Annotated in this window: 25 protein-coding genes; 13 read left to right on the plus strand and 12 right to left on the minus strand. The window is 49.7% G+C overall.

Annotated features, from left to right (window positions below; all coding sequences use genetic code 11):
- Nucleotides 1-62: 62 nt before the first annotated feature.
- The 3 genes from secA (at nt 63) to mutT (ending at nt 4,542) form a co-directional block, all read left to right on the plus strand.
- On the plus strand, nt 63-2,798 hold the full coding sequence (secA, locus tag ACGHM3_RS07160; RefSeq protein WP_345417423.1) for a preprotein translocase subunit SecA: 2,736 nt from the start codon (nt 63-65) through the stop codon (nt 2,796-2,798).
- A gap of 98 nt (nt 2,799-2,896) precedes the next feature.
- A complete protein-coding gene (gene argJ, locus ACGHM3_RS07165; protein WP_345417426.1) occupies nt 2,897-4,129 on the plus strand; it encodes a bifunctional glutamate N-acetyltransferase/amino-acid acetyltransferase ArgJ in 1,233 nt (410 codons plus the stop codon).
- Nucleotides 4,130-4,131: 2 nt separating this feature from the next.
- On the plus strand, nt 4,132-4,542 hold the full coding sequence (gene mutT, locus ACGHM3_RS07170) for an 8-oxo-dGTP diphosphatase MutT (RefSeq protein ID WP_345417429.1): 411 nt from the start codon (nt 4,132-4,134) through the stop codon (nt 4,540-4,542).
- Between the two features lie 73 nt (nt 4,543-4,615).
- Here mutT and ACGHM3_RS07175 read toward each other — a convergent pair whose 3' ends face one another.
- The 8 genes from ACGHM3_RS07175 to pilB form a co-directional block, all read right to left on the minus strand.
- Nucleotides 4,616-4,876: a type II toxin-antitoxin system RelB/DinJ family antitoxin gene (locus ACGHM3_RS07175; RefSeq protein ID WP_345417432.1), complete on the minus strand. Its 261-nt coding sequence runs from the start codon at nt 4,874-4,876 to the stop codon at nt 4,616-4,618.
- A gap of 132 nt (nt 4,877-5,008) precedes the next feature.
- Nucleotides 5,009-5,221 (minus strand): DNA gyrase inhibitor YacG, encoded by a 213-nt coding sequence (gene yacG / locus ACGHM3_RS07180; RefSeq protein ID WP_345417435.1) that lies wholly within the window; start codon nt 5,219-5,221, stop codon nt 5,009-5,011.
- A 60-nt stretch (nt 5,222-5,281) separates the two neighbouring features.
- Nucleotides 5,282-5,566, minus strand: coding sequence for an addiction module antidote protein (locus ACGHM3_RS07185; protein ID WP_345417438.1), 285 nt, complete (start codon nt 5,564-5,566; stop codon nt 5,282-5,284).
- 2 nt (nt 5,567-5,568) lie between these two features.
- A complete protein-coding gene (locus tag ACGHM3_RS07190; protein WP_345417441.1) occupies nt 5,569-5,865 on the minus strand; it encodes a type II toxin-antitoxin system RelE/ParE family toxin in 297 nt (98 codons plus the stop codon).
- 55 nt (nt 5,866-5,920) lie between these two features.
- Entirely contained in the window at nt 5,921-6,523 is a 603-nt protein-coding gene (gene coaE / locus ACGHM3_RS07195) for a dephospho-CoA kinase (protein ID WP_345417444.1), read from the minus strand.
- Between the two features lie 216 nt (nt 6,524-6,739).
- On the minus strand, nt 6,740-7,603 hold the full coding sequence (locus ACGHM3_RS07200; protein WP_345417447.1) for an A24 family peptidase: 864 nt from the start codon (nt 7,601-7,603) through the stop codon (nt 6,740-6,742).
- 20 nt (nt 7,604-7,623) lie between these two features.
- A complete protein-coding gene (locus ACGHM3_RS07205) occupies nt 7,624-8,844 on the minus strand; it encodes a type II secretion system F family protein (RefSeq protein WP_345417450.1) in 1,221 nt (406 codons plus the stop codon).
- Nucleotides 8,845-8,849: 5 nt separating this feature from the next.
- Nucleotides 8,850-10,574, minus strand: coding sequence for a type IV-A pilus assembly ATPase PilB (gene pilB / locus ACGHM3_RS07210; protein WP_345417453.1), 1,725 nt, complete (start codon nt 10,572-10,574; stop codon nt 8,850-8,852).
- Nucleotides 10,575-11,047: 473 nt separating this feature from the next.
- Here pilB and ACGHM3_RS07215 point away from each other — a divergent pair, with 473 nt between their 5' ends.
- The 7 genes from ACGHM3_RS07215 to ACGHM3_RS07245 all read left to right on the plus strand — a co-directional run bounded on the left by ACGHM3_RS07215 (nt 11,048) and on the right by ACGHM3_RS07245 (nt 18,678).
- Nucleotides 11,048-11,503, plus strand: a complete 456-nt coding sequence (locus tag ACGHM3_RS07215) for a pilin (RefSeq protein WP_345417456.1) — start codon at nt 11,048-11,050, stop codon at nt 11,501-11,503.
- 164 nt (nt 11,504-11,667) lie between these two features.
- The gene (locus ACGHM3_RS07220) at nt 11,668-13,575 is read left to right on the plus strand and encodes a hypothetical protein (protein WP_345417459.1); all 1,908 of its coding nucleotides are present in this window, start codon (nt 11,668-11,670) and stop codon (nt 13,573-13,575) included.
- The gene (locus ACGHM3_RS07225) at nt 13,568-14,425 is read left to right on the plus strand and encodes a glycosyltransferase family 2 protein (protein ID WP_345417462.1); all 858 of its coding nucleotides are present in this window, start codon (nt 13,568-13,570) and stop codon (nt 14,423-14,425) included. Before ACGHM3_RS07220 ends, ACGHM3_RS07225 begins: the two co-directional genes overlap by 8 nt.
- 9 nt (nt 14,426-14,434) lie before the next feature.
- Nucleotides 14,435-15,274 (plus strand): glycosyltransferase, encoded by an 840-nt coding sequence (locus ACGHM3_RS07230; RefSeq protein ID WP_345417465.1) that lies wholly within the window; start codon nt 14,435-14,437, stop codon nt 15,272-15,274.
- Nucleotides 15,267-16,454 carry a glycosyltransferase gene (locus ACGHM3_RS07235; RefSeq protein ID WP_345417468.1) on the plus strand — a complete coding sequence of 396 codons (1,188 nt, stop codon included), beginning with the start codon at nt 15,267-15,269 and terminating at the stop codon, nt 16,452-16,454. Before ACGHM3_RS07230 ends, ACGHM3_RS07235 begins: the two co-directional genes overlap by 8 nt.
- Nucleotides 16,455-17,873: an oligosaccharide flippase family protein gene (locus tag ACGHM3_RS07240; protein WP_345417471.1), complete on the plus strand. Its 1,419-nt coding sequence runs from the start codon at nt 16,455-16,457 to the stop codon at nt 17,871-17,873. It abuts the gene before it with no gap.
- Nucleotides 17,863-18,678, plus strand: a complete 816-nt coding sequence (locus ACGHM3_RS07245) for a hypothetical protein (RefSeq protein ID WP_345417474.1) — start codon at nt 17,863-17,865, stop codon at nt 18,676-18,678. Before ACGHM3_RS07240 ends, ACGHM3_RS07245 begins: the two co-directional genes overlap by 11 nt.
- Here the strand turns inward: ACGHM3_RS07245 and ACGHM3_RS07250 are convergent.
- Together ACGHM3_RS07250 and ACGHM3_RS07255 are read right to left on the minus strand one after the other, a co-directional pair.
- Nucleotides 18,675-19,586: a rhamnan synthesis F family protein gene (locus ACGHM3_RS07250; RefSeq protein WP_345417476.1), complete on the minus strand. Its 912-nt coding sequence runs from the start codon at nt 19,584-19,586 to the stop codon at nt 18,675-18,677. The genes ACGHM3_RS07245 and ACGHM3_RS07250 overlap by 4 nt on opposite strands.
- 15 nt (nt 19,587-19,601) lie before the next feature.
- Nucleotides 19,602-20,957: a nucleotide sugar dehydrogenase gene (locus ACGHM3_RS07255; protein WP_345417479.1), complete on the minus strand. Its 1,356-nt coding sequence runs from the start codon at nt 20,955-20,957 to the stop codon at nt 19,602-19,604.
- Between the two features lie 348 nt (nt 20,958-21,305).
- On the opposite strand from ACGHM3_RS07255, the gene ACGHM3_RS07260 reads away from it, so the two are divergent.
- Together ACGHM3_RS07260 and ACGHM3_RS07265 are read left to right on the plus strand one after the other, a co-directional pair.
- A complete protein-coding gene (locus ACGHM3_RS07260; protein ID WP_345417482.1) occupies nt 21,306-21,545 on the plus strand; it encodes a type II toxin-antitoxin system ParD family antitoxin in 240 nt (79 codons plus the stop codon).
- A gap of 177 nt (nt 21,546-21,722) precedes the next feature.
- Nucleotides 21,723-22,133, plus strand: coding sequence for a hypothetical protein (locus ACGHM3_RS07265; RefSeq protein WP_345417485.1), 411 nt, complete (start codon nt 21,723-21,725; stop codon nt 22,131-22,133).
- 423 nt (nt 22,134-22,556) lie between these two features.
- On the opposite strand, the gene nadC is transcribed toward ACGHM3_RS07265, so the two are convergent.
- Together nadC and metG are read right to left on the minus strand one after the other, a co-directional pair.
- Nucleotides 22,557-23,414, minus strand: coding sequence for a carboxylating nicotinate-nucleotide diphosphorylase (gene nadC / locus ACGHM3_RS07270; protein WP_345417488.1), 858 nt, complete (start codon nt 23,412-23,414; stop codon nt 22,557-22,559).
- Between the two features lie 11 nt (nt 23,415-23,425).
- Nucleotides 23,426-25,468, minus strand: coding sequence for a methionine--tRNA ligase (gene metG / locus ACGHM3_RS07275; RefSeq protein ID WP_345417492.1), 2,043 nt, complete (start codon nt 25,466-25,468; stop codon nt 23,426-23,428).
- A 126-nt stretch (nt 25,469-25,594) separates the two neighbouring features.
- On the opposite strand from metG, the gene apbC reads away from it, so the two are divergent.
- Nucleotides 25,595-26,677: an iron-sulfur cluster carrier protein ApbC gene (gene apbC / locus ACGHM3_RS07280; RefSeq protein ID WP_345417495.1), complete on the plus strand. Its 1,083-nt coding sequence runs from the start codon at nt 25,595-25,597 to the stop codon at nt 26,675-26,677.
- Nucleotides 26,678-26,701: the final 24 nt, after the last annotated feature.

Below are 26,701 nucleotides of genomic sequence, written 5' to 3' on the forward strand. Positions count from 1 at the left end.
GTTTACTTGGCCCCCAATTTTGGGGCTAATTGCGTTAAAAATTAAGATATTCGGACCAAAACATGATTGGCAAAGTACTTAGAGCTGTTGTCGGTACAAAAAACGACCGCGAATTAAAACGTATGCGGAAGTTGGTTACCAAGATCAACGCTCTCGAAGAGGAATACAAGGCGCTCACGGATGAGCAAATCGTTGAGAAAACCGCGGAATTTAAGCAGCGCGTAAGTGATGGCGCCAGCCTGGACGACATGCTGGTGGAAGCCTTTGCATTGGTGCGCGAGGCAGGTACTCGATCATTGGGCATGCGCCACTTTGATGTGCAGATGATTGGTGGTATTACCCTGCACCAAGGCCGCATTGCAGAGATGCGTACCGGTGAGGGTAAAACCCTAATGGCCACGCTGCCGGTGTATTTGAATGCACTGTCGGATAAAGGCGTGCACGTGGTAACGGTGAATGACTACCTGGCCACCCGAGACGCACAATGGATGACGCCGCTGTATAACGCGTTGGGTTTAACCGTGGGTGTTATACACTCAATGCAAGACCCAGAGTCTAAAAAGCAAGCTTACTCCTGCGATATCACCTACGGCACCAACAACGAATTTGGCTTCGATTATCTGCGCGATAACATGGCCCTTCGGCTGGAAGACCGCGCCCAACGTGGCCTCAACTTCGCCATTGTGGATGAAGTAGACTCCATCTTAATTGATGAGGCCCGAACGCCGTTGATTATCTCTGGCGCGGCCCAGGATAGTTCGGCCATGTACCGGTCTATCAATCAGCTGTTCCCAATGCTCACTCGCCAAGATCCAATCCCCGAAGGCGAGGAAAACCCGGATATCACCGGCGACTACTTGGTGGATGAAAAGACCCGTTCGGTTGAACTTACCGAAATTGGCCACCAAAAAGTCGAAGACCTGTTGGTATCCAACGGCATGTTGGAAGAGAACGACAGCCTGTATTCACCCACCAATTTAGGGTTGCTGCACCACGTACACGCAGCCCTGCGTGCACACACGCTTTATTTTCGTGATATTCACTACATTGTGCAGCAAAACCAAGTCATGCTGATTGATGAGCACACCGGCCGAACCATGCCAGGCCGGCGTTTATCCGAAGGCCTGCACCAGGCGTTGGAAGCCAAAGAAGGCATGCAAATTCAGAGTGAAAGCCAAACGCTTGCCTCGACTACCTTCCAAAATTACTTCCGGTTGTACAACAAGCTCAGCGGTATGACCGGTACCGCGGATACCGAGGCGGTGGAATTTCACCAAATTTACGGCTTGGATGTGGTGGTTATTCCCACCAACAGAAAGATTGCCCGTGAAGACCTCAACGATTTGGTGTACCTGTCGTTGGAAGAAAAATACGATGCTATCGTTGACGATGTAAAACACTGCATTGAGAAAAAAGCCCCAGTATTGGTGGGCACCGCGTCCATCGAGACGTCTGAAATTATGTCGGCCAAGTTTGACCAGGCCGGAGTAAAACACCGGGTACTTAACGCCAAGTTCCACGAAAAAGAAGCAGAAATTATTGCCCAGGCTGGCCGGCCGGGTACGGTAACCATTGCCACCAACATGGCTGGCCGGGGTACCGATATTGTGTTGGGTGGTAACTGGGAAGCGGAAGTTGCTGACCTGGAAAACCCAACCGAAGCACAAATTGCCACCATTAAAACCGAGTGGGAAAAGCGCCACGAAATCGTATTAGAAGCGGGTGGCCTGCACATCATCGGTACCGAGCGGCACGAATCTCGCCGAATCGACAATCAGTTACGGGGCCGCTCTGGCCGCCAGGGCGACCCAGGCATGACGCGTTTTTATCTTTCTATGGAAGATAACCTTATGCGTATTTTTGCCAGCGACCGCATACGTAACTTTATGAAAGCCCTGGGTATGGAAAAGGGCGAAGCCATTGAACACCGCATGGTGAGCAACGCCATTGAAAAAGCCCAGCGCAAAGTAGAAGGCCGCAACTTTGATATCCGTAAGCAGTTGCTGGAATACGACGATGTTTCCAACGACCAGCGCCAGGTTATTTACCAGCAGCGTGACGACATTTTAGAATCTGACGGTATCTCCGATACCATCAACGCCATTCGCCAAGATGTGGTTACCGATATTTACCACGATTTTGTGCCGCCACAAAGCGTGGAAGAGCAGTGGGATATTCCCGGCTTGGAGCAGCACCTCGACGCCGAACTGGGTTTAAAACTGCCGGTACAGCAATGGCTAGATGAAGACAAAAAACTGCACGAAGAATCCTTGCGTGGGCGTATTGTAGAAGCCGCAGATGCCGCCTGGGCTGCCAAATGCGAGCGGTTTGGCGAAATGATGCCAGAGGTAGAGCGCCGGGTAATGCTGCAAGTGTTGGATACCTTATGGAAAGAGCACTTGGCCAATATGGACCACCTGCGACAGGGTATTAACCTGCGTGCCTACGCGCAGAAAAACCCCAAGCAAGAATTTAAGCGCGAATCCTTCGAGCTGTTCCAAGCCTTACTTAACAACGTGAAACACGAAGTGGTCAAAATGTTGGCCCGAGTAGAACCCATTAGCCAAGAGCAGCTGGAAGAACTCGAGCGCAAGCAAATAGAGATGCAAGAGCAAATGCGCTTAAAGATGGAACACGCTGAGGCCAGCGCACTGGCCGAAGATGACCCTGAAAGCGCCGAGCAAGAGCCGGCTGCGGCTGAGCCCGTGCGCCGCAGTTTGCCCAAGGTTGGCCGCAACGAGCCTTGCCCTTGTGGCTCTGGTAAAAAATACAAGCAGTGCCACGGCCGTTTGGGATAGGCTTTAAGCTTACTAAGCCGTGAATAACACCCACACCCGCTTAGGCGGGTGTTTTTGTTTTCCACCATACAGATAACCATACAGATAGAGGCGTCGCTATGGCTGTTGCCGGTTTTGAGATCCCCGCATTGTTACCCGTGAAAGGCTGCCAGCTTGGCGCTACCTTTGCCGACATCAAAGGCGTAAAGCCCGCAAAAGTTGTCCGCGATGATGTTGTGGTACTGCGCTTTGCGCCGGGCAGCTCGGTGGCGGGTGTGTTCACCAAAAATGCCTTCTGCGCCGCGCCGGTTACCCTATGCCGTGAATACCTCGGCGGCGCTGTAGAAGCCTTTGTCATTAATGCCGGCAATGCCAATGCCTGTACCGGCGACCAAGGCCTAAGCCACGCTAAGCAAACCTGCCAAGCCGCTGCGGATATCGCCGGTGTTAAACCGCATCAAATTATGCCGTTTTCTACCGGTGTGATTGGCGAGCCGCTACCGGTAAGCCGGCTGACTACTGCCTTACCCAAAGCTTGGGAAACGCTCAGCGAAGACAACTGGCTACGCGCCGCCCGTGGCATTATGACCACGGACACACGCCCCAAGGGCGTCAGCAAAACGCTGATCATCGACGGTAAAACCGTCACCATTACCGGCATTAGTAAAGGTGCCGGGATGATTAAACCCAATATGGCCACCATGTTGGGCTACGTGGTTACCGACGCCACCATCGCCCAGCCTCTGTTGCAATCAATTTTAAGCCGGGCGGCGGATAAATCGTTTAACCGGATTACCGTGGATGGCGACACTTCCACCAACGACTCCTGCATGTTGGTGGCCACCGGCGGCAGCGGTTGTGCAGAAATCGCCAGCGAGGATGACGCAAATTACCCAGTAATTGCGCAGGCCATAACCGAGGTGCTGATGCAATTGGCCCACGCCATAGTGGCGGATGCCGAGGGCGCCACTAAATTTGTGGCCATTAACGTGCAGCAGGGTGAAACCAGCAAAGAAAGCCTGCGGGTGGCCTACGCGGTGGCCCACTCGCCGCTGGTAAAAACTGCGCTGTTCGCTTGCGATCCTAACTGGGGGCGCATCGTCGCCGCCATTGGCTATGCCGGCGTGCAAGGGTTGGATGCGTCCAAGGTGAATGTATTTTTGGGCGACGTACAAATTGTGGCTAATGGCGCACGCGCGGCCAGTTACACCGAAGAGGCCGGCCAAAAGGTCATGGACCAAGACCGCATCACCATCACCATAGAATTGGCCCGTGGCAGTGCCGAAGAAACCGTCTGGACCTCGGACTTCTCCCACGAATACGTCACCATTAACGCGGAATACCGTAGCTAAGCATGAGCCAGCCAGCCAAAAAAGTCGTGCACGTTGCCGTGGGCGTGGTAGTGCAAAACCAATGCGTGTTGCTGGCGAAACGCGCCCAGCACCAACACCAGGGTGGCCTGTGGGAGTTTCCGGGGGGCAAAGTAGAGCCCAACGAATCCGTGGCCCATGCGCTCACCCGCGAGCTGCAAGAGGAGCTGGCCATCCAAGTCGAAAACTGCCAGCCGTTAATGGAAATTCGCCACGATTACAGCGATAAATCGGTAATGTTGGATGTGTGGGTGGTGGATGCTTTCACCGGTGAGCCCAAGGGGGTAGAGGGCCAACCACTCACCTGGGCCAGCGCCGCAGAGCTAGGCGATTTCGACTTCCCAGAGGCTAATGTGGCCATTGTGGAAAAGGTTCGGCAGCTGCTACAGGGTTAGGGGGTTGCTGCCTTTGCCGTTTGGTGGCGAGTGTTGGGCGGTATATTGAGTGTTGTAGGGTTGCGTTCAAACCTCAAGTGGGAGCATCGCTCAATTCTTCTAAATTGATAGCGGTATTTCCCTGTCCGCTTTCCAGTTCTGCTATGGCTGCGGCCGTCTGCTTATTCGGTTGGCGTGCTTTTAGTTCGAATGGTATGCCGCCGTAATTAACTACCGCAGTAACAAAAATGTTTAATGCTTGCGAGGTGCTGAGGCCCAGGCTTTCGCAGACATTCGTAAACTCTTGCTTTGTGGCGGCATCGATACGAGTGCTAAGCGTTTCTTTGGTTTTCATTTTGCAGCTCAATGTACAATGATCAACCTAGTAACTGGGGCGGTTGGAGTGGTCAAAAACTAAGGTTGGCAAGTCATCACCGTACGCCTCCGTGGCCCTGCGGGCGCAGGTTTTGAGACGCGAATACCGCGCTTAGTGCAGCTGGTCGTTACCTGGGTTATTTAACTGCTCGCTGAGTACCTCGTCGTACACTGGGCTGCCGGCAATGCGGTGGTTCTCGCTGGCCCATTCACCTAGGTCTATCAACTTGCAGCGTTCGCTGCAGAAGGGCCTGTCTGGGAATTTATCGTTCCATTCCACGGTTTTCTCGCAGGTAGGGCAGGGGAGTGTGGTGGTTTTGGGCATGTCGATAAGTACCTGTTTTAGTTTGCTACACTAATGTAGGAGCAAATCTGCATTCTGTTTTTAGGCCTGTACAACGGCTAATTTTAAGCCTAAAGCTTTAGTAACCTTGGCCACTGTGGCAAATGACGGGTTGCCATCTGCAGAAAGCGCTTTATACAAGCCTTCGCGGGTTATACCCGTGTCTCTGGAAAGTTGGCTCATGTTATTTGCGCGCGCTACAACCCCGAGCGCCTGTAAAATAAAAGCAGGGTCGTTTCCGGCCTCTTCAACACTCGCTTCTAGGTACGCTAGGATGTCTTCTGTGGTCTTCAAGTGATCCGCAGAATCCCATAATGTGGTTTTCATGGTTATCGCTCCAGTTGCCGAGCCAATTCTTTTGCTTTTGCGATGTCTCGCTTTTGGGAGCTTTTATCGCCCCCGCATAGCAATATTACGATTTCAGAGCCCTGCTGAGTAAAGTACACGCGATAACCCGGACCGTAAAATATACGCAGTTCTCTAACGTTATCACCTTCGGATTTTACGTCACCGAAATGGCCAAATCTCAGCCGATCAATGCGTACCAGAATGCGTGCTTTTGCCTTAGAGTCCTTTATCTGATCAATCCAGCCGGCAAAGATGTGAGTCTTCCTTATCTCAATCATCTAGGAACTGTAGTTAATAGTTGATTATGTGTCAACCATGGTTAACAGGTGGTGTTTAGGCTTCAGCCAACAACAGCAGTTGCCGGTGAATATCATCCACTTGTAGATACAGGCTGGCCAGGTCGGCGCTGTTGTCGATCACAAAGTTTGCGGCGGCGGAGCGTTGCTCGCGGGTGGCTTGGGCGGCCATGATGTTACGCACCAATTGCTCTGTGTTGCCATCCCGGGCCATGGTGCGCTCCAATTGAATGGCCTCGGGAACATCCACCACAACCACGTTATCCACCATCTCTTTTTGGTTGGATTCCACCAACAAGGGCGAAACCAACAGGGCGTAGGGACTGGTGGCGGCTTGCAAAAAGTCTGCAATGCGCTGGCGAATCAGCGGGTGTAGCAGCGATTCTAACCAGGTTTTGTGCTCGGCATTGTTGAAGATGATCTCGCGCAGCTTGGCCCGGTTGAGCTCGCCATTGGCTAACAAGACATCCGGGCCAAAGCGCTCGGCAATGGCGGCCAGCGCCGGTTGGCCGGGTTCTACGACTTCGCGGGCGGCTACATCGGCGTCTATGGCCGCTATGCCGTGTTCGGTAAACCGGGCCGCGGCGGCGGATTTGCCACTACCAATGCCACCGGTTAAACCAACGATAAAATCACTCATTTACTGCACTACTCAGTTACTCAAAAAAACAACACCTAAACACGGGCTATTATGAGCGGCCAAGTAAGCGGCTGCAAACCTGGATTGTTGGGTTGGTAAAACAGACTTGGTAAGCAAAAGGCAGAGGCAGCCCCACACATTGCCATGCCGAGCTTTGCCCCGGCATTTTCAGCCGTTAAATGCTGAGCACGCGCGGAGCTGGTGCTATTGCTAGTGCTAAGAACCAGAGTACTGCAAATACGCCCCGGTGATTTGGTGGCCCCAAAGCATGGCCACCCAGCCGGCAATGGCCAGGTAAGGCCCAAAGGGAATAGGGGTAGACTTTTCTTTGCCTTGCAAAGCCAGCATGGCCACGCCCAACACCGCCCCCACCAGGCTAGATAAAATAATGGTTAATGGCAGCAGCTGCCAGCCAAACCAGGCGCCCAGCGCCGCCAGCAATTTAAAATCACCAAAGCCCATGCCTTCTTTGCCGGTGAGTAATTTAAACGCCCAATACACACTCCATAAAATCAAATAACCGGCGGCGGCGCCGAACACAGCGCTGTGTAAATCGGTCAATAATCCTTGGCTATTGATCAGTAAGCCCGCCCACAGAAGAGGTAGGGTGATGGAATCTGGCAGTAGCTGGTGATCGATATCGATCATGGTTAGGCTGATTAAACACCAGGTAAAAAACAGCAGTGCCAACAACTGTGGGCCGTAGCCTATATGCCAAGCAACAAAGGCGCTCAGTGCGCCGGTGGCCAGTTCCACCAACGGGTAGCGCGCAGCGATGGGGGTTTTGCAGTGGCCGCACTTGCCGCGTAACAACAGGTAACTGAGCACCGGAATATTTTGCCAAGGCTTAATGGCCGTGTGGCACTTGGGGCAAGTGGAGGCCGGCTGGGCCAAGTTAAACGGCGTTTTTAGTGGGGTGGGGTTTTCTTGCTCTAGATAGTCGTAGCACTCTTGCCGCCACTGGTTTTGCATCATCACCGGCAGGCGGTAAATCACCACATTTAAAAAGCTGCCAATACACAGGCCCAAAATAAACACCACCGGTAGTAATACCGGTGGGTAGGAAAGAAAATCGTACATGAATCAGTTGCCGGGCGGGATTAAACAGCTTGGCCGATTTGGAAGATGGGCATATACATAGCCACCATTAAACCACCAATTAAAATACCCAGTACAGCCATAATCATGGGCTCTAACAGTGTGGTTAGGTTGTCCACTAGGTTATCAACGGATTCCTCGTAAAACTGGGCGACTTTATCCAGCATGTCGTCCAACGCGCCGGACTCTTCACCAATGGCCGTCATCTGCAGCAGCATAGAAGGAAATTGGCCGGTGGCGCGCATGGAGGTGTTCATTTGTATACCCGTGGATACGTCATCGCGTACGCGGTGGGTGGTTTCTTCGAAGATTTTGTTCCCGGTGGCACCGGCCACGGAATCCAATGCATCAATCAGCGGTACACCGGCGGCAAAGGTAGTGGAGAGCGTGCGCGCAAAGCGGGCAATAATGGATTCGTACACAATTTTGCCCACAATGGGCACCTTTAAAATGTACCGGTCGCAGATTTTGGCGAAAGCCTCTGAGCGCTTTTTAGCCTCTAAGAATACAAACACAAAGGCAACCATGCCGATTAAAATTATTAACCACATTTCTTGCACGGTTTCGGATAAGTTCATTACAAACTGGGTAAAGGCCGGCAGCTCGGCACCAAAACTGGAAAAGGTTTCGGCAAACTGGGGTACCACTTTAACCAACAAAATACCGGTAACCACAACAGCCACCACCACAACGGCGATAGGATAAGTCATGGCCTTTTTAATTTTGGCTTTCATTTGTTCGGTTTTTTCTTTGTAGGTGGCAATGCGATCCAGCATGGTCTCCAACGCACCGGCCTGCTCGCCGGATTCCACCAAGTTACAGAACAAATCGTCAAAGTACTTTGGTTGCTTGGCCAGTGCTGAGGCAAAGCTGTTACCCGAGGAGACATCTTCGCGTATGTCCAGCACCAGCTTGCGCAGGGAGGGGTTCTCTAAGCCATCGGCTACGATGTCAAAGCTTTGCACCAGGGGTACGCCGGCTTTCATCATGGTGGCCATTTGCCGGGTGAATATGGCGATGTCCTGGGGGGCGATTTTTTTGCCGCCACCCCCAAATAATGGCTTTGGCTTCTTTTTAACCTGGGCCGGGACAATACCTTTTTTGCGCAGTTGGGCTTTTACAATGGCGCTGCTAACGCCTTTGGTTTCGCCTTGGATTTTGTTGCCTTTTTTGTCTACGCCTTTGTAGGTAAAAACGCTTTCAGAGGGTGCTGTAGCTGCCATTAAAGTTAATCCTTGGTGACTCGGTTAGCCTCTTCGAGGCTGGTAACGCCTATAGCCGCCTTACGCAGCGCAGAAATTCGCAGATTGTTAAAGCCCTCTTTGCGGGCTTGGTCTGCAATCTGAATGGAGTTACCACCTTCCATTATAATGCGAGAAATACTATCGGTGATGCGAACCACTTCGTACACACCCACTCGCCCCTTATAACCTTTACTGCAGGCATCGCAGCCAACGGGTTGGTATAGCGCCAACTCTTCCCGGGGGATGCCAATATTATCAAAGCCTTCTTCGGTTAAAATTTCATCCGGTATATCCTCGGCCGGTTTTTTACAGCTAGGGCATAAGCGCCGGGCCAGCCGCTGGGCAATAATCACGCTTACCGAGGTGGCCACGTTAAACGCTGGTACGCCCATATTTAACAGCCGGGTGAGGGTTTCTGGGGCGCTGTTGGTGTGGAGGGTAGACAGCACCAAGTGGCCGGTTTGGGCCGCTTTAATGGCGATTTCGGCGGTTTCCAGATCTCGAATCTCGCCCACCATCACCACGTCTGGGTCTTGCCGTAAGAAGGATCGCAGTGCCTCGGCAAAGGTTAGGCCCACTTTAGAGTTCATATTGACCTGGTTAATGCCTTCCAGGTTAATCTCTACCGGGTCTTCCGCTGTGGAGATATTACATTCTTCCGTATTTAGGATATTCAGCCCCGTATAGAGCGATACCGTTTTACCCGAGCCGGTAGGCCCGGTTACCAAAATCATACCCTGGGGCTGGGCCAGGGCATCCATAAAGATCTTTTTCTGGTCTTCCTCATAGCCTAGGGCATCAATACCCAATTTGGCACTGCTTGGGTCCAATATCCGCAATACTATCTTTTCGCCAAACAACGTTGGCAATGAGTTGACCCGAAAATCAATGGCCCGGGTTTTGGACAACTTCATTTTAATGCGGCCATCCTGGGGTATACGCCGTTCGGAGATATCCATTTGCGACATCACCTTTAACCGGGCGGAGATTCGGGTGGCCAGCGAGGAGGGCGGCTTGGCCACCTCGGTTAATATGCCATCCCGGCGAAAACGCACACGGTAGGTCTTCTCGTAGGGCTCAAAGTGAATATCCGAGGCGCCAGATTTAATGGCATCCAACAATACTTTGTTCACAAACCTTACGATGGGGGCTTCGTCTACGTCGGAGTCGTCATCATCCTGGGCATCTGGGTCAAAGGCTTCTACGTCTAGGTCTTCTAAAGAGTCGTCATCCAACCCGCCTAGGGAATCACCTAGGGATTCATCTTCACTATTAAGGTAGGCCTCTAACGCTTTTTGCAGTTTGTCACTTTCTACCAGTACCGCATCGGTACTAAGGCCGGTGTTAAATTTAATTTCATCGATGGCTTGCAGGTTGGTAGGGTCCGCGATGCCAATAAACAGTCGGTTGCCGCGTTTAAACAAGGGTAAGGCATGGTGTTTGTGCAATAATTTGGCGTCTACCAGCTTGCGCGGCATGGCCTCTGGCCGCAGGGTGCTTAAATCAAACACCGGGGTGCCAAATTCGTCGCCGGCGGCCTGGGCAATTTTAGCCGCCGCAACCAGGTTGGCGTTGGTGAGGTACCAAGCAAAGGGAATGCGCTCCGCCTTAGCCTTAACCAAAGCGTTTTTGGCGTCATCCTCTGAAAGTAAGCCATCGTTTACCAGCCGGCGTGCTAAGCCGCTTAGATTAATTTCCTGTTGTGCCATAGTAATGCCAAAAAATGCGCCAAAAAAAGAGAGCTTATGCTGCACCTAAAGCCACAGCGATTAGCTATAACCTTAGGCAAAGTGACCAGATGTCACAAAGTTTCGTAAATTATTTAGGTTATCGGCAATCTTCTAAAAAATATAGGCTATGTTTACTTTGGTTGCGGCGATACCGAAGTCTTTCGCCTAAATTTGGTAACCATTCAGCATAAAATTTAATCGTGTGACAAAAATCGTCAGTAACAGACGCATCAAGTCATCCAGCACGGCTAAATTGGCAACAAAATCTGAGTGGCTTATACAAGTTTTTGGTTGTAAAGGCAGTGTAAAGCGCGCAGGCAGTGGAGGGCTAAATTAATTTTCAATGTTGGCCCAGCCATTGCTAAAACCCCTAGCAAGGCACCAACGTCATCGGTTAACGCCAACCAAAGGATGTGTGGCAGGCCCATTTGATTTTTAACTGGAGAGTTCCTATGAAACAACAAGCACAAGCAGGTTTTACCCTAATCGAATTGATGATCGTTGTTGCGATTATCGGTATTTTGGCAGCAGTTGCACTGCCCGCCTACCAAGACTACACCGCCCGTTCTCAGGTTTCTGAGGCAGTAACCTTGGCTTCTGGTTTGAAGGCCACTGTGTCTGAGATATACGCAACTGAAGGGACGTTCGATGAAGCTGATAGTGAAGACAAAGGTTTGCCTGCAGCCGCTGATGTGAAAGGTAACTATGTCCAAGAGGTTGAGGTTACAAATGGCGTCATCGTTGCGCTCATGGCCAGCTCTGGCATTGGCGAGCAGATTCAAGATAAAACTCTTACCTTGAGCCCTTCAACTACCGCTGGCTCAATTACCTGGGTTTGTGGTGGCGCGTCGAAAGATTCCACAAATGGCATTGCTGACAAGTACCTGCCTGCTGAATGTCGTAGCTAAAGTAACGCTAACTTGGTCAAGAAAGCCGCCTCTTGGCGGCTTTTTTGTGTCATTTGATGTTAGAAGTCTCTAATTTATCCGAGACATGATACAGCTACACATGCATAACGGTATAAAATCAAATGGTATGCCCGCGGGTTATAAATATTTCATTTTGCGTTGGGTTGGGATTCCTGGTTTTCAGTTATTCGTTTGGGCTTGGGGCTGGGTTTTTACTCGATGACTACGCAACGCTACCTTACCTAGGGCAATGGGGGGAGGTTAATACTTTTTCCAAATTTAAAGAATTTATTGGCAGCGGTTTCACAGGGCCCACTGGCCGGCCTGTAACGTTAGTTTCTTTCTTGCTGAACAGTAATGAATGGCCCACCGAGCCACGCTACTTTTTAGTCACAAATCTCGCTATACATCTTGCTAACACCTGTTTGGCCTATCTGTTTTTACGACGTTTCCTCACGTTAGTGAAGCAAAAAAACGCAGCGCTAATTGCATTGTTTTCCGGCTTGATTTGGGCTGCGCATCCTTATCTTGTGTCTACCGTTCTCTATATTGTTCAACGGATGGTGTTGCTTGCAGTATTCTTTAATCTTCTAGCTCTAATATTTTATTTGGCAGCCAGATCCAGGCTAGTTGGTGGCCGAGCGCGGGCTAGCGGGCCGATGTGGTTCTTGGCAGTGCTCTGTTCAATATTGGCGGTTGCATCAAAAGAAATCTCGATATTAATCCCATTGCAGGTTGGCTTAATCGAACTGACCCTTGCTGCATTCAAAGTGGCACCACTATATCGCCACAAGTCGGATCCATTGATAGTTGGTCATAGTCTATGCCGTTGGCTCTTCGGATTTGGCGTTCTACTGCCGACAGCCGTGATTGCGCTGTATTTGTTTATTCCCCTTTGTTACGAACTAGGGCATTGGCTGCAGTCTGGTCAAGCAGGACCTTCAGTGCGAGAATTCACTCTCACCGAACGATTGCTCACACAACAGAGAGTGGTAGGTGATTATCTACGGGCATTTTTCCTGCCACCGATTCAAACTGCCGGTGTGTTCTGGGATGGATACGGGTGGTCCCGAAGCTTACGTAACCCCATTTCTACACTTGTGTGGTCAATTGTCCATCTCGTTTTGGTGATTTCGGCTTTTTCCTTTCGTAAGCGGCTGCCTTTGGTTGGCTTTGGTGTGTTGTGGTTTTATATCGGCCATATTTTGGAATCGTCAACGGTAATGTTGGAACTGAAATTCGAACATAGAACGTATCTACCGTTTTTAGGCTTATCTTTAGCGGCTACGGCATTACTATTTTCTGTCCCATACAGTATTCGCTACAAAACAGCAGTTCTGGCGGGGATTTTCGCTTGTCTATGTTTTTTGTTATTTATGAGAGCAAGTCTCTGGGGTAAGCCAGAAAAATCCTATCTTGTTTGGATGAATGAGAACCCAAGCAGTACGAGAGCCATTGAAAGTGCTCTAGTCGCGTATAGTAGTATGAATAACACAGAGGAACTCATACCACTGTTGCTGGAAAAAGCTATATCGCACCACAATGCACAACCAGGCATATATCTGCAGGCATTTACATATAGTTGTTCGAAAGGACTACAATTGCCTGTCAATTACGATGAGATAAAAACCAGGCTTAAAACTGGTTCAAGAGATTGGCGTGTGGAAAGCATGCTAAGAATACTTTTGCAAGAGATTCTGCATGGTCGCTGCTCTGTGTCGCTCTCGCAATTTAAACAGTTGACTAGGGCGGTTCTCCAAAATGGAAAATACGATGGAACTGGAGTGCCGGTTGCGATTTCCAGTCTTCAAGCTGAGGCAGAACTGGTTATGGGCGATACTGCATTAGCTGAATCCTATTTTATGGCTCAAGAGCACGGTAAACTTCCATTGTCTTTGTTGATGAACCAATCACTGTTCATGGCAAACCATGGCTCAATCAAGGTTGCTGCACAGAACCTTCGAGCTGGTTTGCAACAGCCTTTCGAGGCTAGCGAGTATCTGATTGAACAGGCTGAGGATATGCTTAGTAAAATTGAAAAAGATATAAAAATTGAGAGCGACGATGAATAATGTATCGGTAGTAATACCTGCCAAGAATGAAGCTGAAGGATTGGCGACCGTCCTTCCCAAGTTAACATCGATTTCCGATTGTTGGCAGCTAATAGTAGTGGATGACGGTTCCACCGATAACACTCGAGATGTCTGTCTAGAGCACGGGGTACAGGTCGTTAGTCACAGTTACTCCAAAGGAAATGGTGCTGCAGTTAAAGCGGGGGCACGTAAAGCCACGGGTGATATTATCGTCTTTATGGATGGTGACGGCCAACATGACCCGAATGACATACCAAAGCTCCTAAATATTTTACATAGTCAGAATCAAGATATGGTGGTTGGGGCGCGAGATAGTGAATCTCAAGCAAATGTTGGGCGTGATGTTGGTAACAGACTTTATAACCAGCTTGCAACCTATATGACAGGGCATAAGGTCTGGGATCTTACCTCAGGTTTTAGGGTGGTTCGTGCAAACAAGTTTAAAGAATTCTTGTATCTTTTGCCCAATGGGTTTTCTTACCCGACGACGTCTACAATGGCATTTTTTAGAGCTGGTTATTCAGTCGCATATATGCCTATTAAAGCCGCCAAAAGAAAGGGTAAGAGCCACCTTCGTTTGCACAAAGATGGCGTTCGTTTTCTTATAATTATTTTTAAAATCGGGACTTTATATTCCCCATTGAAAATTTTTCTCCCACTAAGTGTTTCGATCTTTGTCACTGGGTTTAGTTATTATATGTACACGTTCTCGACTGCCGGTAGATTTACCAACATGAGTGCTTTGCTATTTACTACGTCCTTGATGATTTTTTTAATGGGCCTTATCTCAGAGCAGATTACCACGTTAGTTTATAAGAAGAACGGTTAGGGTGCTCCGTTGCAATCGGTCTGTGCCTGCATCGTCACTTATAACCCTGAGATAGCTTTAAAGTCGCTGGTGGAGTCTTTATTGCTAGATTTTGGCAGTGTCTGCATTGTTGATAATGGTAGCAGGGTTGATTTACTGGGTATCGTCAATATCGGTCTTGATGGTGTTCATATTATACGGCTTGATGCCAATCTGGGGGTTGCGGCAGGATTAAACGAAGCGGTGCAGAAAGCTAAAGCACTCGGTTTCGAATGGGTTTGCTGTTTTGATCAGGATTCTGATTATGTCGAAGGATCAATGTCAGAATATATTCGAGCTTCCTTGGGGCAGCGAGACAGGGTGGTAGGTTCGGGTTACGAGTATCCTGCAGCTGTAAAGTTTAGTTGCTCCGCGAGCTCTCAAAGTAAATCACTTTTTATTCCGGTGCGTACTGTGATTACATCGGGTAGTTTTTTCTCGGTATCGCTTTGGGAGTTGGTGGGTGGTTTTGATGACGATTTATTTATCGATTCGGTAGATCATGATTTCTGTTTAAAGACGTACGCCGCCGGTGGTGATGTTGTCAGATTAAAGCGAAATACTATTCGTCACAAAGTCGGTTTTGGTCAAAGTTTCCTGGGTGTTCCTCTTCATAGCCCTTTGCGGAAGTATTATATTTTTAGAAACGTTATTTTAATGGTTAAAAGGCATGGTCTGAGATTTCCTTATTGGAGTGCAAAGCAGATTGCAAGGTTGGTATTTGAGTTTGCTTCCCTATTGTGTTTCGAGGGCGAAAAGACGGAAAAATTGAAGCTGGCCACCAAGGGTGCGTGGCATGGGGTGAAGGGGGTCAAAGGTAAATATGTCTAGTGCAGCTGCTGTTACGAATTCTTTGATTTGTGTTGCAGGTGTATACGTAAAAAGTGATAAATATCCAAACGTAAAATACAAATTATTGGGTCTTCAGAATAGTAATGTGAGGTATTCGGAGCGTAATTTTCCTGTGTTCTCCACCAGTGGTAGTTGGGGTAAGGGGCGCTCTTTTGCCAAGGTGTTCGGCTTTATTGTGGCTAGCGTTAGGGCGGTTGGTTCGATAATCCATAACCGTAAAAGGTTTGCTGTTTTTTATATACCTTATCCTGGTATCTCCGTTTGTTTTCTGTTGTCTTTCATTCCACGAAGTTTTAGGCCTAAATCTATTTTCCTGGACATGTTCATTTCTATGTATGACACAGTGGTGCTCGATCGTAGGTTGTTCAGAAAAGATAGTAAGATAGCTAGAGCCCTTTATTGGGTCGAGCGTAGATGTATGGCTGTGGCAGAAAAGATTGTGGTAGACACACCTCAGAATGCGCTTTTCTATAGTGAGTTGTTTAAGTTTCCAGTAGAGATGTTCCATGTGTCTACTCTTGCTATAGGAGACCAGTGTAAGGTAGCGCCAAGCGGTAGCTCAGACGTGAATCAAGGTGCTGATGTCGGTTTTCTGGAGGTTTTATTTCTTGGTACGATGGTGCCGTTGCATGGCGTTGAATACATACTCTCGGCGGCGAAAATCCTACGCGATGAGAAAATCAGATTTACTTTTGTTGGTGATGGTCAACAATCATATTTGTTGGAACGATACCTAAAGGAAAATATCTCCGAAAAAGTGATATGGTATAAAGACTGGAAAAGCCAGTCTGAGATTGCTGCTCTTATAGACTCAGCGGATATCTGCTTGGGAATCTTTTCTACATCTAGTAAAGCGCAGCGAGTTTGTCCCTTGAAATTATATCACTATATGAAAGTAGGAAAGGCGATCATAACCGGTGAAACAGATTGGGCAAAAGGGTTGCGATTTCCGGTGGATTGTACCCCATTTATGACTGTGCGCTGTGGGGATGCTAATGGATTGGCTAAAGCAATGCTAGTGCTACTCAATGACAGGGAGAAAAGAGAGGGATTAGCTAGTAGGTCAAGGGAATTCTATTCACAACATTTAACCGATGAAATAGGTACTGCACAATTAGCTAAGCTCCTGCTGTCCGAAGTAAATGGCGGTGAAGCTTAAATGCTGGTTCTTGGCGTTTTCTGGGATACTATTGGCCGTTTGTCTGTAAATGCTGCGAATATCATATTTACTATTTTTTTAGCAAGAATGCTTACGCCCAACGATTACGGGTTGGTCGCTATAGCTTTGTCAGTAATCGTTGTTTTCGAGTCGTTAATTGAGGGTGGATTTGCGGCAGCATTTATTCAAAAAGGGCGCACGACAAAGGCAGACTACAGTACGCTTTTTCTGTTACAACTGAGCGTTGCGTCAGTTGCGCTAATATTGTTGCAAGCCATGGCTGGCCCGTTAGCCGAGTTTTTAGGTTACGGAGAAATAGAAAGTATCTTACGTATCCTGTCTCTTTCTGTCTTTATAATGGCGCTATTTAATACCATAAAAGTCAGGCTGATGCGCGCGGTCCGTTTTCAAACGGTAGCGGCCGTGGAGGCTGTGTCGTCTTTGCTTGCCGGTGTCGTGGCAATAGTCATGGCGCAGTGCGGGTTCGAATATTGGTCACTTGTAGTCCAATATATGCTGGTAAAGGCGATATCTTTGATGCTTTTTTGGTATTGCGCTCCTTTGAAATTGACTGGGTGTTCATTCGAAAGCTTTAAGTCTATCAGTCATTATGGTTTGTTTAGCTCGCTAAGTTCGCTGGTGCGGGCTATTACAAATCAGCTTGATTCTCTGGTCTTAGTCAAATTATTTGGCCCGGATTTTCTAGGGGTGTATAGCAGGGCTAAAGCTTTACGCGATCTGGCTGTTAACTACTCGGGTGGGGCGTTAGGGAGAGTATTCTTTTCGGTGAGTAGTCGCGCGGGCGTGGAGCGAAATAACAGTTTTTATTTTAAGACTGTTGAAATTGTGGCGTTACTTTCAGCTTTGATAAGCGGCTTGTTCTTTGTTTCTACGTCTGAACTTATTGAGATTCTTTTGGGTTCGCAATGGTTGGCGGCAGTTTTAGTGCTAAAGTTCTTGTTAGTGGCAGATGGAATCTCTAAGCCAGTAGGGGCGGTAATGGTCAGTACTCTGGCTGGCTTAGGTAAGGCCAATCTAGAGTTTTATGGAGTTTTAGTTAAGCGGGCAGCTTGGCTAGTTTGTCTATATTTACTTTGGTTGTATGGTCTAAATGTGTTTCTCTGGACGTTGATAGCCCATTCTGTATTTGTCTATATAGTTGATGCTCTCCTTCTGTTTTACGCGGCCGGTTATAGAGTCTCGAGGCAGATTATCAGTCCATTCAAGGCACTGTTGGTTTTCGGCCTTAGTTGCGGTGTTGTGGAGCTTTGTCATGTAGAGTCCGTTGGCATCGCTTTGAATCTGGTTGTCAATAGCCTAGTGTTTCTTCTTTCCTTTTCGGTATTGAGTCTAGTGCTATTTTCTAATTTATCTAACACCATTCTAAGATCCTTGGCTGGTTTATCAGATGGCAGGTAATACTCTCGCAGTCATCGGGATGCATAGGTCCGGTACTTCTCTTGTTGCTCAATGGCTGAGCCGATCTGGCCTGGATATGGGTGAGAATTTGCTTGGGCCTGGGGCAGGGAATGAGCAAGGGCATTACGAGGACACAGAATTTGTTTCCGCGCATAGTCAAGTAATGTCATTGTGGGGGCTGGATGCGGCCGGAGTGGAGCCTTTTGGTAGCGTTCGGAAGGTAGTAGAGGATCAGGCGAGAATTCTCAAAGAATTGGACTCCAGGTTTAGTCAAGAGTATGACTGGGGTTGGAAAGATCCTAGAACCTGTTTGTTTCTCGATTATTACGGTTCTGTGCGTAGCGATATAAATTACCTTGTGGTTTTTCGAAGGCCCGAAGCTGTAGTTAATTCGCTCTTGCGCCGTAAGTTTGAAATGAAGAGATGTCAAAGGTCTTCCTACAACTCTATTTCGTTGCTTGGGGAGATTGGAGGTTTTGTTTCGAGTGTGAAATTCCGCCGAAAATATTGGGCCGCTTGGAACGATTATAACGAGTCCATACTAAGATTTTTGGCGTCTAGAAAAGGCGATTCCAATATTTTTGTGACATCCTTAAGCGCGCTGCCGAGCAGGAAGGATAGTTTAGGCGTCTGGTTGTCGGCGAATGGATTTAATCTGGAGCTACTGGAATTTACAAGTGTGTTCGACGAGTCTCTGTTAGCTGATGAGTATTCGGTTGGGTTAGGAGTGCCCAAAAGTGAAAGATTACGCGCAAAGGAAATTTGGGGTGGCTTAATTGATATAGAAAGGATATTCAGCGGTTAGGTTTTTTTCGCTAACCGTGCAAGGTGGTTGGTGATTAGTGTTGTTGGGTATTGGAAGTGGTTGTCCAAGAATGGCACGATCTCGTTTATATCGGCTACATCCATGGGGTTTTCACGTATTAGTTCTACTTTTAAAAAGGGAACATTAGCTTCGAGAATGGTACTTTTCCAATGTGTATGGGTTGGGTTCTTGTTTCCAAAGTCTCTGATCTTTCGTGGTAAATCTTCCCACAGGTCTTTTTCTGTCAATCTCTGAATGGTGGTTTTTACAAATTGAAAGTTGTTTTCAGTGACAGCTTTCATGATGCTACGCGGAGTTCTCTGATTTGATTTGTAAATAGACGCTAGTGCTAATTTGTCGTTAAGCAAGGCTTTGCTGAGACCTACTTCGTATTTCTCAATAATATCTTTTTTATTAACTAATTCTGTCACGTTATCCCAAAACCTCTTGAAGGAGATGGAGTTTAGGGCCTTCTTTCGAAACACAATGAAATAGCTTTGTAAGTGATACGAGTATTGGTGGCTGTCTGTTATTCCCCAAACATCGGCTTCCTTAAATTGAGAATCGCAGAAGATTGGTTCCAGTGATTGTAATGGGCCGTAGACGCTGTCATTGCAGATAATGAGCTCGTCATATTTGCTTAGGTCAAGGCTGTCGATTCCTAGTTTATAGCTCATGAAGTCATAACCAAGATTAGCCCTACACGATACCTGAATGCCCATCGATGAGAGCTGGGTTATATCGTCATCGTTAAGCTTCGCGGTACTGACAAAAACGATGTGGCCGCTGATTTTTTGTAATTGCTTAAGGTAATAATATACGTAATCATCGACGATATTTCCCTTGTCGAAATGAGCAAAGACCGTAGCTCGATGAAGATGATTCTGTTTTTTAGTGAGGCTTTTCATGGAAGGGGTGTCTAATCAGCCTTTAATGATCTTGGCAGAGTTTTGGTACCGATTTCGGGTATCGATCAGAATGTCGCTAGCGGATTCAACTAACGGATAATCGAATTTATCATGATCCGTGGTGAGCAAAACACCATCAAACCCACCAACGCTCTCCGCCGTCAATTCCACACTACTCAACTCAAACCGGTGATCCCGCATTTTAGGAAAGGTAGGGATATGCGGGTCGCTGTAGGCTATTTCGGCGCCTTTGCTGCGCAGTAGCTCCATAATTTTAATGGCGGGGCTTTCGCGGGCGTCGTCGATGTTCTTTTTGTAGGCAATGCCCAGTACCAAAATCTTGCTGCCTTTTAACGCTTTGCCGCGTTCGTTGAGGGCATCCATTAATTTGCTGACCACCCATTCTGGCATGGCTCGGTTCACTTCACCGGCAAGCTCAATAAACCGGGTGTTAATGCCGTATTCGCGGGCTTTCCAGGTGAGGTAAAACGGGTCTATGGGGATGCAGTGGCCACCTAGGCCGGGGCCTGGGGTGTATTTGGTAAAGCCAAAGGGTTTGGTGGCGGCGGCGTCGATGACTTCGTGGATATCGATGTGCATTTTATCGGCCACGATCTTCATTTCGTTGACCAGGCCAATATTTACCGCGCGGTGGATGTTCTCCAGCAGCTTGGTCATTTCTGCGGCGCGGGTGCTGCTAACGGGCACCACTTGGTTAACTACGGTTTGGTAAAAGGCGCTGCCGGCGGCTAGGCAGTGTTGGCTAATGCCACCGCAAACCTTGGGGATGCTGGCGGTGGGGAATTGTTTGTTGCCTGGGTCTTCTCGCTCTGGCGAAAACACCACAAAAATATCGTCGCCTACGGTGAGTTTTTGCAGTTGCACCAGGGGCACCAGGTATTCTTCTGTGGTGCCGGGGTAGGTGGTGCTCTCCAACGACAGCAGCATGCCCTTGTGCAGGTGCGGTTGTATGGCGCTAAGGGTGTTGATTAAAAAGCGTAGGTCGGGCTCGCGGTGCTTGGTGAGCGGGGTAGGCACGCACATCACCAGCACGTCTACATCGGTTACCCGGCTGTAGTCGGCGGTCACTTCCAGTGGGGCCTTTTGGCCGTTTTGGCTTTGGGTGGCCTGTTGCACGCGGGATACGTCTAGGTGTTTGATATAGCAGCCACCGGTGCGCAGGGCGTGTATTTTGTCTGGGTCTATATCAAAGCCAATCACCTGGCCAAACCCGGCCTCGCACACCGCCAGGGCCAGGGGTAGGCCCACGTAGCCCAGGCCGATGATTCCCACGGTGGCAGTGCGAGCCTCGATTTTTTGCAGCAATTGCTGCTGGTGCAGCGGTGCCTGTGGGGGTTGCGCTTGGTTCATGGCGGTTACTACAGTCCTTTATTACAGCGGCGTCCACCGGCGGCATTGGGTGCCAGCCAGCTGGCCTGGGCGTTATATTCGCTATCTGTAATATTGTAGCTGGGATTTGGCAAAGCGCAGGCACAAAAGCCTCAAAACCGCTAATAACGCACAACTACCTAACAAATTATCGGTTTTTGTGGGTAAGGCTGGGATTATGTCTGCTCGGTTTTGTGGGGTTGGTCAAATGTTGTTCTATTGTAGGGCTCGGCGTTTGGTGAGACCCAGTCCAGCGTTGTGGTGGTGTGGATTGTTTTACTATGACTGATATACCAATGATGAGCGTCACGTCGTACTGGAGGCTGGCCGATGGCAGGGAATACTAGTATTACCCTTGGAGAACATTTTGAAGGATTCATAAACCGCCAAGTTGTCGAAGGGCGTTATGCATCTACCAGCGAGGTTGTGCGGGCAGCGCTGAGACTGCTAGAAGAAAACGAGAATAAAGTTGCCACACTGCGAAGATTGCTTGAAGAGGGAGAGCAGAGCGGTACTGCCGAATATAGCTACGAAGCGCTCATGAACGAATTGGATGATGAACTTGGCTAATGGTGGCATTTACTTTAACCAATAAAGCTAAGGCCGATTTGAAATCTATTGCCGCCTATACCCAACGCAAGTGAGGTAAGGCGCAACGGCGCGTTTATTTGAAATAGTTTGATGATGCTGTTCATTAACTGACGGAAACTCCTGATAACTATGCGAGTGCTTTTTCTAAGTTGTTTATTGTTACCACTGGTTGTGGGATGTGTCACCGTAGAGGATTCCGATACTCTCTACGGGGCCTATTCTGATTATGTTTCCGTCGCCGATCGGAACAATATCATTGAAGTTGCTGATGATTTTTTTAGTCGCAACCTGCTGGGGGAGGGCTATCAGAGCAACCCAGATGCGGCCGATCAACTGCTGTTTAAAAACACTATGTCTAACACTCATAGCCACTTTGAAAGTATAGAGAATGATGTAGGCTGCTTAATTATTAATGGCACTAACTCAGAGGAAGAGCCGGTGGTGTTTAGCCTTAAATACAGCGCCGGTTCCGCAGGCTGGCTGATTGATGGTATTCATGTAGGCTTCGTTGAAGCCGCCAGCGACTATCCTCAGACCGCCTCCTGCCCGGCGGACTATTTCGGGTAATCGCCTACAGTTTCCAATCAGAGTCAGTGCTCAACACATATCCCAAATAGATGCGCCGCTGAGATTATGAATCTAGTATGTTCCACTTGCGGATCAAACAATATGAAGACGGCGCCTATTGAAGGGGCGGCAGAAGGATCGGCAAAATTGTTACGCGTAAGTGTCGCGTTGCTGGCCCTAAGCATTGTTTGCTTCGCAGCTATTCTTTTGCATCTCGCGATGACTATATTAGCCTTTGGTTTGTTTGTAGGGCACAGGTTACTGCTAAAGAAATCTGTGGAAATGAAAATTATAGAACTGGCTTGCGAAGACTGTGGCTGGGCCAGCCAAACCTAACGGCTCGCCTGTTGGTGGGGGGGGGGGGTGATTTAAAAACAGGATGGTGACTTAAAAGCAGTACCCGCCGTGCGGCGGGTTACAGGTCTACCAAACAATCCGCATAGACAAATCTACAGCTACGCAGTTTTTGGTGAGCGCGCCTATGGATACGTAGTCCACGCCGGTTTCGGCGATGGGGCGTAGGGTGGTTTCGTTTACGCCGCCGGAGGCCTCTAGCTTCGCTTTGCCACCGTATTCGGCCTTGTTTAGGGCAACGGCGGTGCGCATGTCTTCCAGTGAGAAGTTATCCAACATAACGATGTCGGCGCCGGCGCCTAGGGCTTGCTTAAGCTCGTCCATGGATTCCACTTCAATTTCTACCGGCTTACCGGGGGCGTTGTTGCGGGCGGTGGTTACCGCTTGCTCTATGCCGCCGCAGGCGGAGATGTGGTTTTCTTTGATGAGGTAGGCATCAAACAAGCCAATGCGGTGGTTGTGGCAGCCGCCGCAGGTTACTGCGTATTTTTGCGCGGTGCGCAGGCCCGGTAGGGTTTTGCGGGTATCCAGCACTTTTACTTGGGTGCCGGCCACAATATTGGCGTAGTGGCGGGCTTTGCTGGCGTTGGCCGATAGCAACTGCACAAAGTTCAACGCGGCGCGCTCGCCGGTGAGCAATACGCGGGCGTTGCCTTCTAGCTCAAACAGGGTGTCGTTGGCTTTAAACTGATCGCCATCATTACCATGAAAGGTAATTTTTACGCTGGGGTCCAATTGCTTAAACACTTCCTCCACCCAGGTGCGGCCGCAAAAGGTGCAGTCGTCGCGGGTGATCACCCGGGCTTTGGCTTGTGTTTCGGCCGGGATTAGCGCTGCGGTGATGTCGCCATCGCGGATGTCCTCGGCCAGGGCCTGGGCAACGTTGTGTTCTATATCGCTGCGGATATCGTTAAGCGTTAGGTTCATGGCATTACCCCTTACATTACGCGCTGGCCGGGTACGGCACCGCTGTGTGGCTCTAATAGATAGATGTCTTTTCCGCCTGGGCCGGCGGCCAGTACCATGCCTTCAGAGATACCAAATTTCATTTTGCGCGGCGCCAGGTTGGCCACTAGCACAGTGAGCTTACCTTCCAAGTCTTCTGGCTGATAGGCGCTCTTAATACCGGAAAACACGTTGCGGGTGTGGCCTTCGCCGGCATCCAGTGTGAGTTGCAATAATTTGTTGGCGCCTTTGACGTGGTCGGCTTTAACAATTTTGGCAATGCGCAAATCCACCTTGGCGAAATCATCAAAGTTGATGGTTTCGGCAATGGGTTCAAAATCGCTGTCGCTGCTATCGCTATCGGCACTGCTGGTAGCCGGCGGCTGCATGGCATCCAAGGCAACTTGGTTGGTGGCTTTCATGGCGTCGATTTGTTTTTGATCCACCCGGCCCATAAGCGCTTTAAACGGGTTGATGGCTACACCGGTTTTAAATTCTATGTCGTCTTGCCAGTGCAGGGTTTCACCCAGGAATGCTTCGGCACGTTCGGTTAGCGCGGGTACAACTGGCTTTAAAAATACCATTAGCGCGCGGAACATATTGATGCCCTGGGAGCAAATGGCCAGCACCTGCTCGGCGTTGGCTTCGTCTTTGGCCAGTGTCCACGGCGCTTGGGCGGCCAGGTATTCGTTGGCGGCATCGGCCAGGGCCATAATTTCGCGCATGGCTTTGGCGAATTCTCGGTTCTCGTAGGCTTCGGCAATGCTGGTTTGAGCATCCACAAATTGTTGCCACAGCTCTGGGTTGTGAATATCCGTGGCCAGGGTGCCACCGGCCTTTTGCACAAACTTAGCGGTGCGGCTGGCCAGGTTTACCAATTTACCCACCAAATCGGAATTTACTTTTTGTACAAAGTCTTCCAGGTTTAGATCGATGTCATCCACTTTGGCGGTGAGCTTACTGGCAAAGTAGTAGCGCAGGTAGTCGGCATCCAGGTGCTCTAGGTAGCTGGCGGCATTGATAAAGGTGCCGCGGCTTTTCGACATTTTTTCGCCATCCACGGTAACAAACCCGTGCACGTTGACACCGGTTGGGGTACGGAACCCGGCGGAGGTGAGCATGGCAGGCCAAAACAGCGCGTGGAAGTTAACAATGTCTTTGCCAATAAAGTGGTACAGCTCGGCGGTGGAGTCTTTGCCCCAGTAGGTGTCAAAGTCTAAATCGTCGCGGCGCTCGCACAGGTTTTTAAAGCTGGCCATATAGCCCACGGGGGCATCCAGCCAGACGTAAAAATACTTGCCGGGCTCGCCGGGGATTTCAAAGCCAAAGTAGGGTGCATCGCGGGAGATGTCCCATTCTTGCAGGCCGCTGTCCAACCATTCGGCCAGTTTGTTAGCCACTTCGTTTTGTAGGTGGCCAGCGCGGGTCCAGTCTTTTAAAAAGGCCTCAAACTCGGGCAGTTTAAAAAAGAAATGCTCGGATTCTTTTTCAATGGGTGTGGCACCGCTGATCACCGACTTGGGATTTTTTAACTCCGCTGGGCTGTAGGTTGCGCCGCACTTTTCACAGTTATCGCCGTATTGGTCATCGGCGTTGCACTTAGGGCAGGTGCCTTTTATGTAGCGGTCGGCCAAAAACAGGTTTTTTTCCGGGTCGTAGGCCTGGGTAATGTTGCGGCTGGCAATGTGGCCGTTGGCTTTTAGACGCTCGTAAATCAAATTGCTGTAGTGCTGGTTTTCTTCCGAGTGGGTGCTGTGGAAGTTATCAAAACCAATGTTAAAGCCTTGGTAGTCTTTTTCGTGCTCGGCTTTGATGTTGGCAATTTGTTGCTCTGGCGTTATGCCTTGTTGCTCGGCCTTGAGCATAATGGCAGTGCCATGGGCATCGTCTGCGCATACGTACATGCATTGGTTGCCACGGTGCTTTTGGAAGCGAACCCAAACGTCGGTTTGGATGGCTTCTACCATGTGGCCCAAATGTAAGGGCCCATTGGCGTAGGGGAGGGCACTAGTCACCAATATATTGCGCGCAGACATAACTTTTCGGTCTCTTTTACTGTGGGCCAAAGGTTGGCGGTGGCTTAAAAATGAGGCGGGACTATACCATAAGCAACCGGCGCTTATGCAGTATAATCCCTTGCCAAAGCAACCAGTGAGAGCACCATGCAACCGGATATCACACAAATTGAGGCCATTGTTTTGGCCTGTATTGAGCCCACTACCGGGCTGCCCCTAGGCCAGCTAGAAACCGTACACAGCGTAGTGGTGGATGAGCAGGGCAAGGTCGACATAGACCTGTGCCTGGGGTTTGCCTGCGCAAGCAGCCACAAAGCCCTGGCCGAGGGCATATACCACTCGTTGCAGGTGGTGGCCGGGGCGGTGGATGTGGATGTCGAAATCACCACCGATATCGCCTATGGCCCTAGGGCCGAGGGCTTGCCAAACCTTGCTCAGGTGAAGCATGTGGTGGCGGTGGCCTCTGGCAAAGGTGGTGTGGGTAAATCCACCACCACGGTAAACCTGGCCTTGGCCCTGGCTGCAGAGGGCGCCCAGGTGGGTATATTAGATGCCGATATCTACGGCCCCAGCTTGCCGCACCTGCTGGGTGTTGCCAATCAGCGGCCACAGGCCCAAAACAACACCATTGTGCCTATTGAGGCCCAGGGCATTAAGGTGATGTCCATGGGGTTTTTGGTTACCGAGCAAACCCCCATGGTATGGCGTGGGCCCATGGCGGCCGGCGCCTTGCAACAAATGCTGGGGCAAACCCAGTGGGGCGAGCTGGATTACCTACTGGTGGATATGCCACCAGGCACCGGAGATATTCAGTTAACACTGTCGCAAAAGGTGCCGCTAAGCGGCGCGGTGATCGTTACCACCCCGCAAGATATCGCTCTGCTGGATGCTAAAAAGGGCATTGAAATGTTCCAAAAGGTACAGGTGCCGGTGCTCGGGATTGTAGAGAACATGTCCACCCACGTGTGCAGCAATTGCGGCCACGAGGAGCCTATTTTTGGCCATGGCGGTGGCCAATCCATGGCCGAGAGCTACCACACGCAATTGCTGGGCAGCCTGCCGCTGGCGCTGAGCATTCGGGAGCACGGTGATGGCGGTTTGCCGACTGTTGCGGCCGAGCCCAGCTCTGAAATCAGCCAGCGTTACTGCAAAATAGCCCGCACCCTGGGGGCCAACCTATGGCGCAGCAACGCGCCGGTACCGCCCAGTATTGAGATTAGTGATGATTAGCGGCCGGCTGGCCATGTAATTGCA

The sequence above is a fragment of the Halioxenophilus aromaticivorans genome (assembly GCF_042850945.1).
Classification (GTDB): Bacteria; Pseudomonadota; Gammaproteobacteria; order Pseudomonadales; family Cellvibrionaceae; genus Halioxenophilus; species Halioxenophilus aromaticivorans.

What these genes read in the sequence shown, in the direction of transcription:
- secA (WP_345417423.1), top strand. Translation starts at nt 63, where the DNA reads ATGATTGGCAAAGTACTTAGAGCTGTTGTCGGTACAAAAAACGACCGC.
- argJ (WP_345417426.1), top strand. Translation starts at nt 2,897, where the DNA reads ATGGCTGTTGCCGGTTTTGAGATCCCCGCATTGTTACCCGTGAAAGGC.
- mutT (WP_345417429.1), top strand. Translation starts at nt 4,132, where the DNA reads ATGAGCCAGCCAGCCAAAAAAGTCGTGCACGTTGCCGTGGGCGTGGTA.
- ACGHM3_RS07175 (WP_345417432.1), bottom strand. Translation starts at nt 4,876, where the DNA reads ATGAAAACCAAAGAAACGCTTAGCACTCGTATCGATGCCGCCACAAAG.
- yacG (WP_345417435.1), bottom strand. Translation starts at nt 5,221, where the DNA reads ATGCCCAAAACCACCACACTCCCCTGCCCTACCTGCGAGAAAACCGTG.
- ACGHM3_RS07185 (WP_345417438.1), bottom strand. Translation starts at nt 5,566, where the DNA reads ATGAAAACCACATTATGGGATTCTGCGGATCACTTGAAGACCACAGAA.
- ACGHM3_RS07190 (WP_345417441.1), bottom strand. Translation starts at nt 5,865, where the DNA reads ATGATTGAGATAAGGAAGACTCACATCTTTGCCGGCTGGATTGATCAG.
- coaE (WP_345417444.1), bottom strand. Translation starts at nt 6,523, where the DNA reads ATGAGTGATTTTATCGTTGGTTTAACCGGTGGCATTGGTAGTGGCAAA.
- ACGHM3_RS07200 (WP_345417447.1), bottom strand. Translation starts at nt 7,603, where the DNA reads ATGTACGATTTTCTTTCCTACCCACCGGTATTACTACCGGTGGTGTTT.
- ACGHM3_RS07205 (WP_345417450.1), bottom strand. Translation starts at nt 8,844, where the DNA reads ATGGCAGCTACAGCACCCTCTGAAAGCGTTTTTACCTACAAAGGCGTA.
- pilB (WP_345417453.1), bottom strand. Translation starts at nt 10,574, where the DNA reads ATGGCACAACAGGAAATTAATCTAAGCGGCTTAGCACGCCGGCTGGTA.
- ACGHM3_RS07215 (WP_345417456.1), top strand. Translation starts at nt 11,048, where the DNA reads ATGAAACAACAAGCACAAGCAGGTTTTACCCTAATCGAATTGATGATC.
- ACGHM3_RS07225 (WP_345417462.1), top strand. Translation starts at nt 13,568, where the DNA reads ATGAATAATGTATCGGTAGTAATACCTGCCAAGAATGAAGCTGAAGGA.
- ACGHM3_RS07235 (WP_345417468.1), top strand. Translation starts at nt 15,267, where the DNA reads ATGTCTAGTGCAGCTGCTGTTACGAATTCTTTGATTTGTGTTGCAGGT.
- ACGHM3_RS07240 (WP_345417471.1), top strand. Translation starts at nt 16,455, where the DNA reads ATGCTGGTTCTTGGCGTTTTCTGGGATACTATTGGCCGTTTGTCTGTA.
- ACGHM3_RS07245 (WP_345417474.1), top strand. Translation starts at nt 17,863, where the DNA reads ATGGCAGGTAATACTCTCGCAGTCATCGGGATGCATAGGTCCGGTACT.
- ACGHM3_RS07250 (WP_345417476.1), bottom strand. Translation starts at nt 19,586, where the DNA reads ATGAAAAGCCTCACTAAAAAACAGAATCATCTTCATCGAGCTACGGTC.
- ACGHM3_RS07255 (WP_345417479.1), bottom strand. Translation starts at nt 20,957, where the DNA reads ATGAACCAAGCGCAACCCCCACAGGCACCGCTGCACCAGCAGCAATTG.
- ACGHM3_RS07260 (WP_345417482.1), top strand. Translation starts at nt 21,306, where the DNA reads ATGGCAGGGAATACTAGTATTACCCTTGGAGAACATTTTGAAGGATTC.
- nadC (WP_345417488.1), bottom strand. Translation starts at nt 23,414, where the DNA reads ATGAACCTAACGCTTAACGATATCCGCAGCGATATAGAACACAACGTT.
- metG (WP_345417492.1), bottom strand. Translation starts at nt 25,468, where the DNA reads ATGTCTGCGCGCAATATATTGGTGACTAGTGCCCTCCCCTACGCCAAT.
- apbC (WP_345417495.1), top strand. Translation starts at nt 25,595, where the DNA reads ATGCAACCGGATATCACACAAATTGAGGCCATTGTTTTGGCCTGTATT.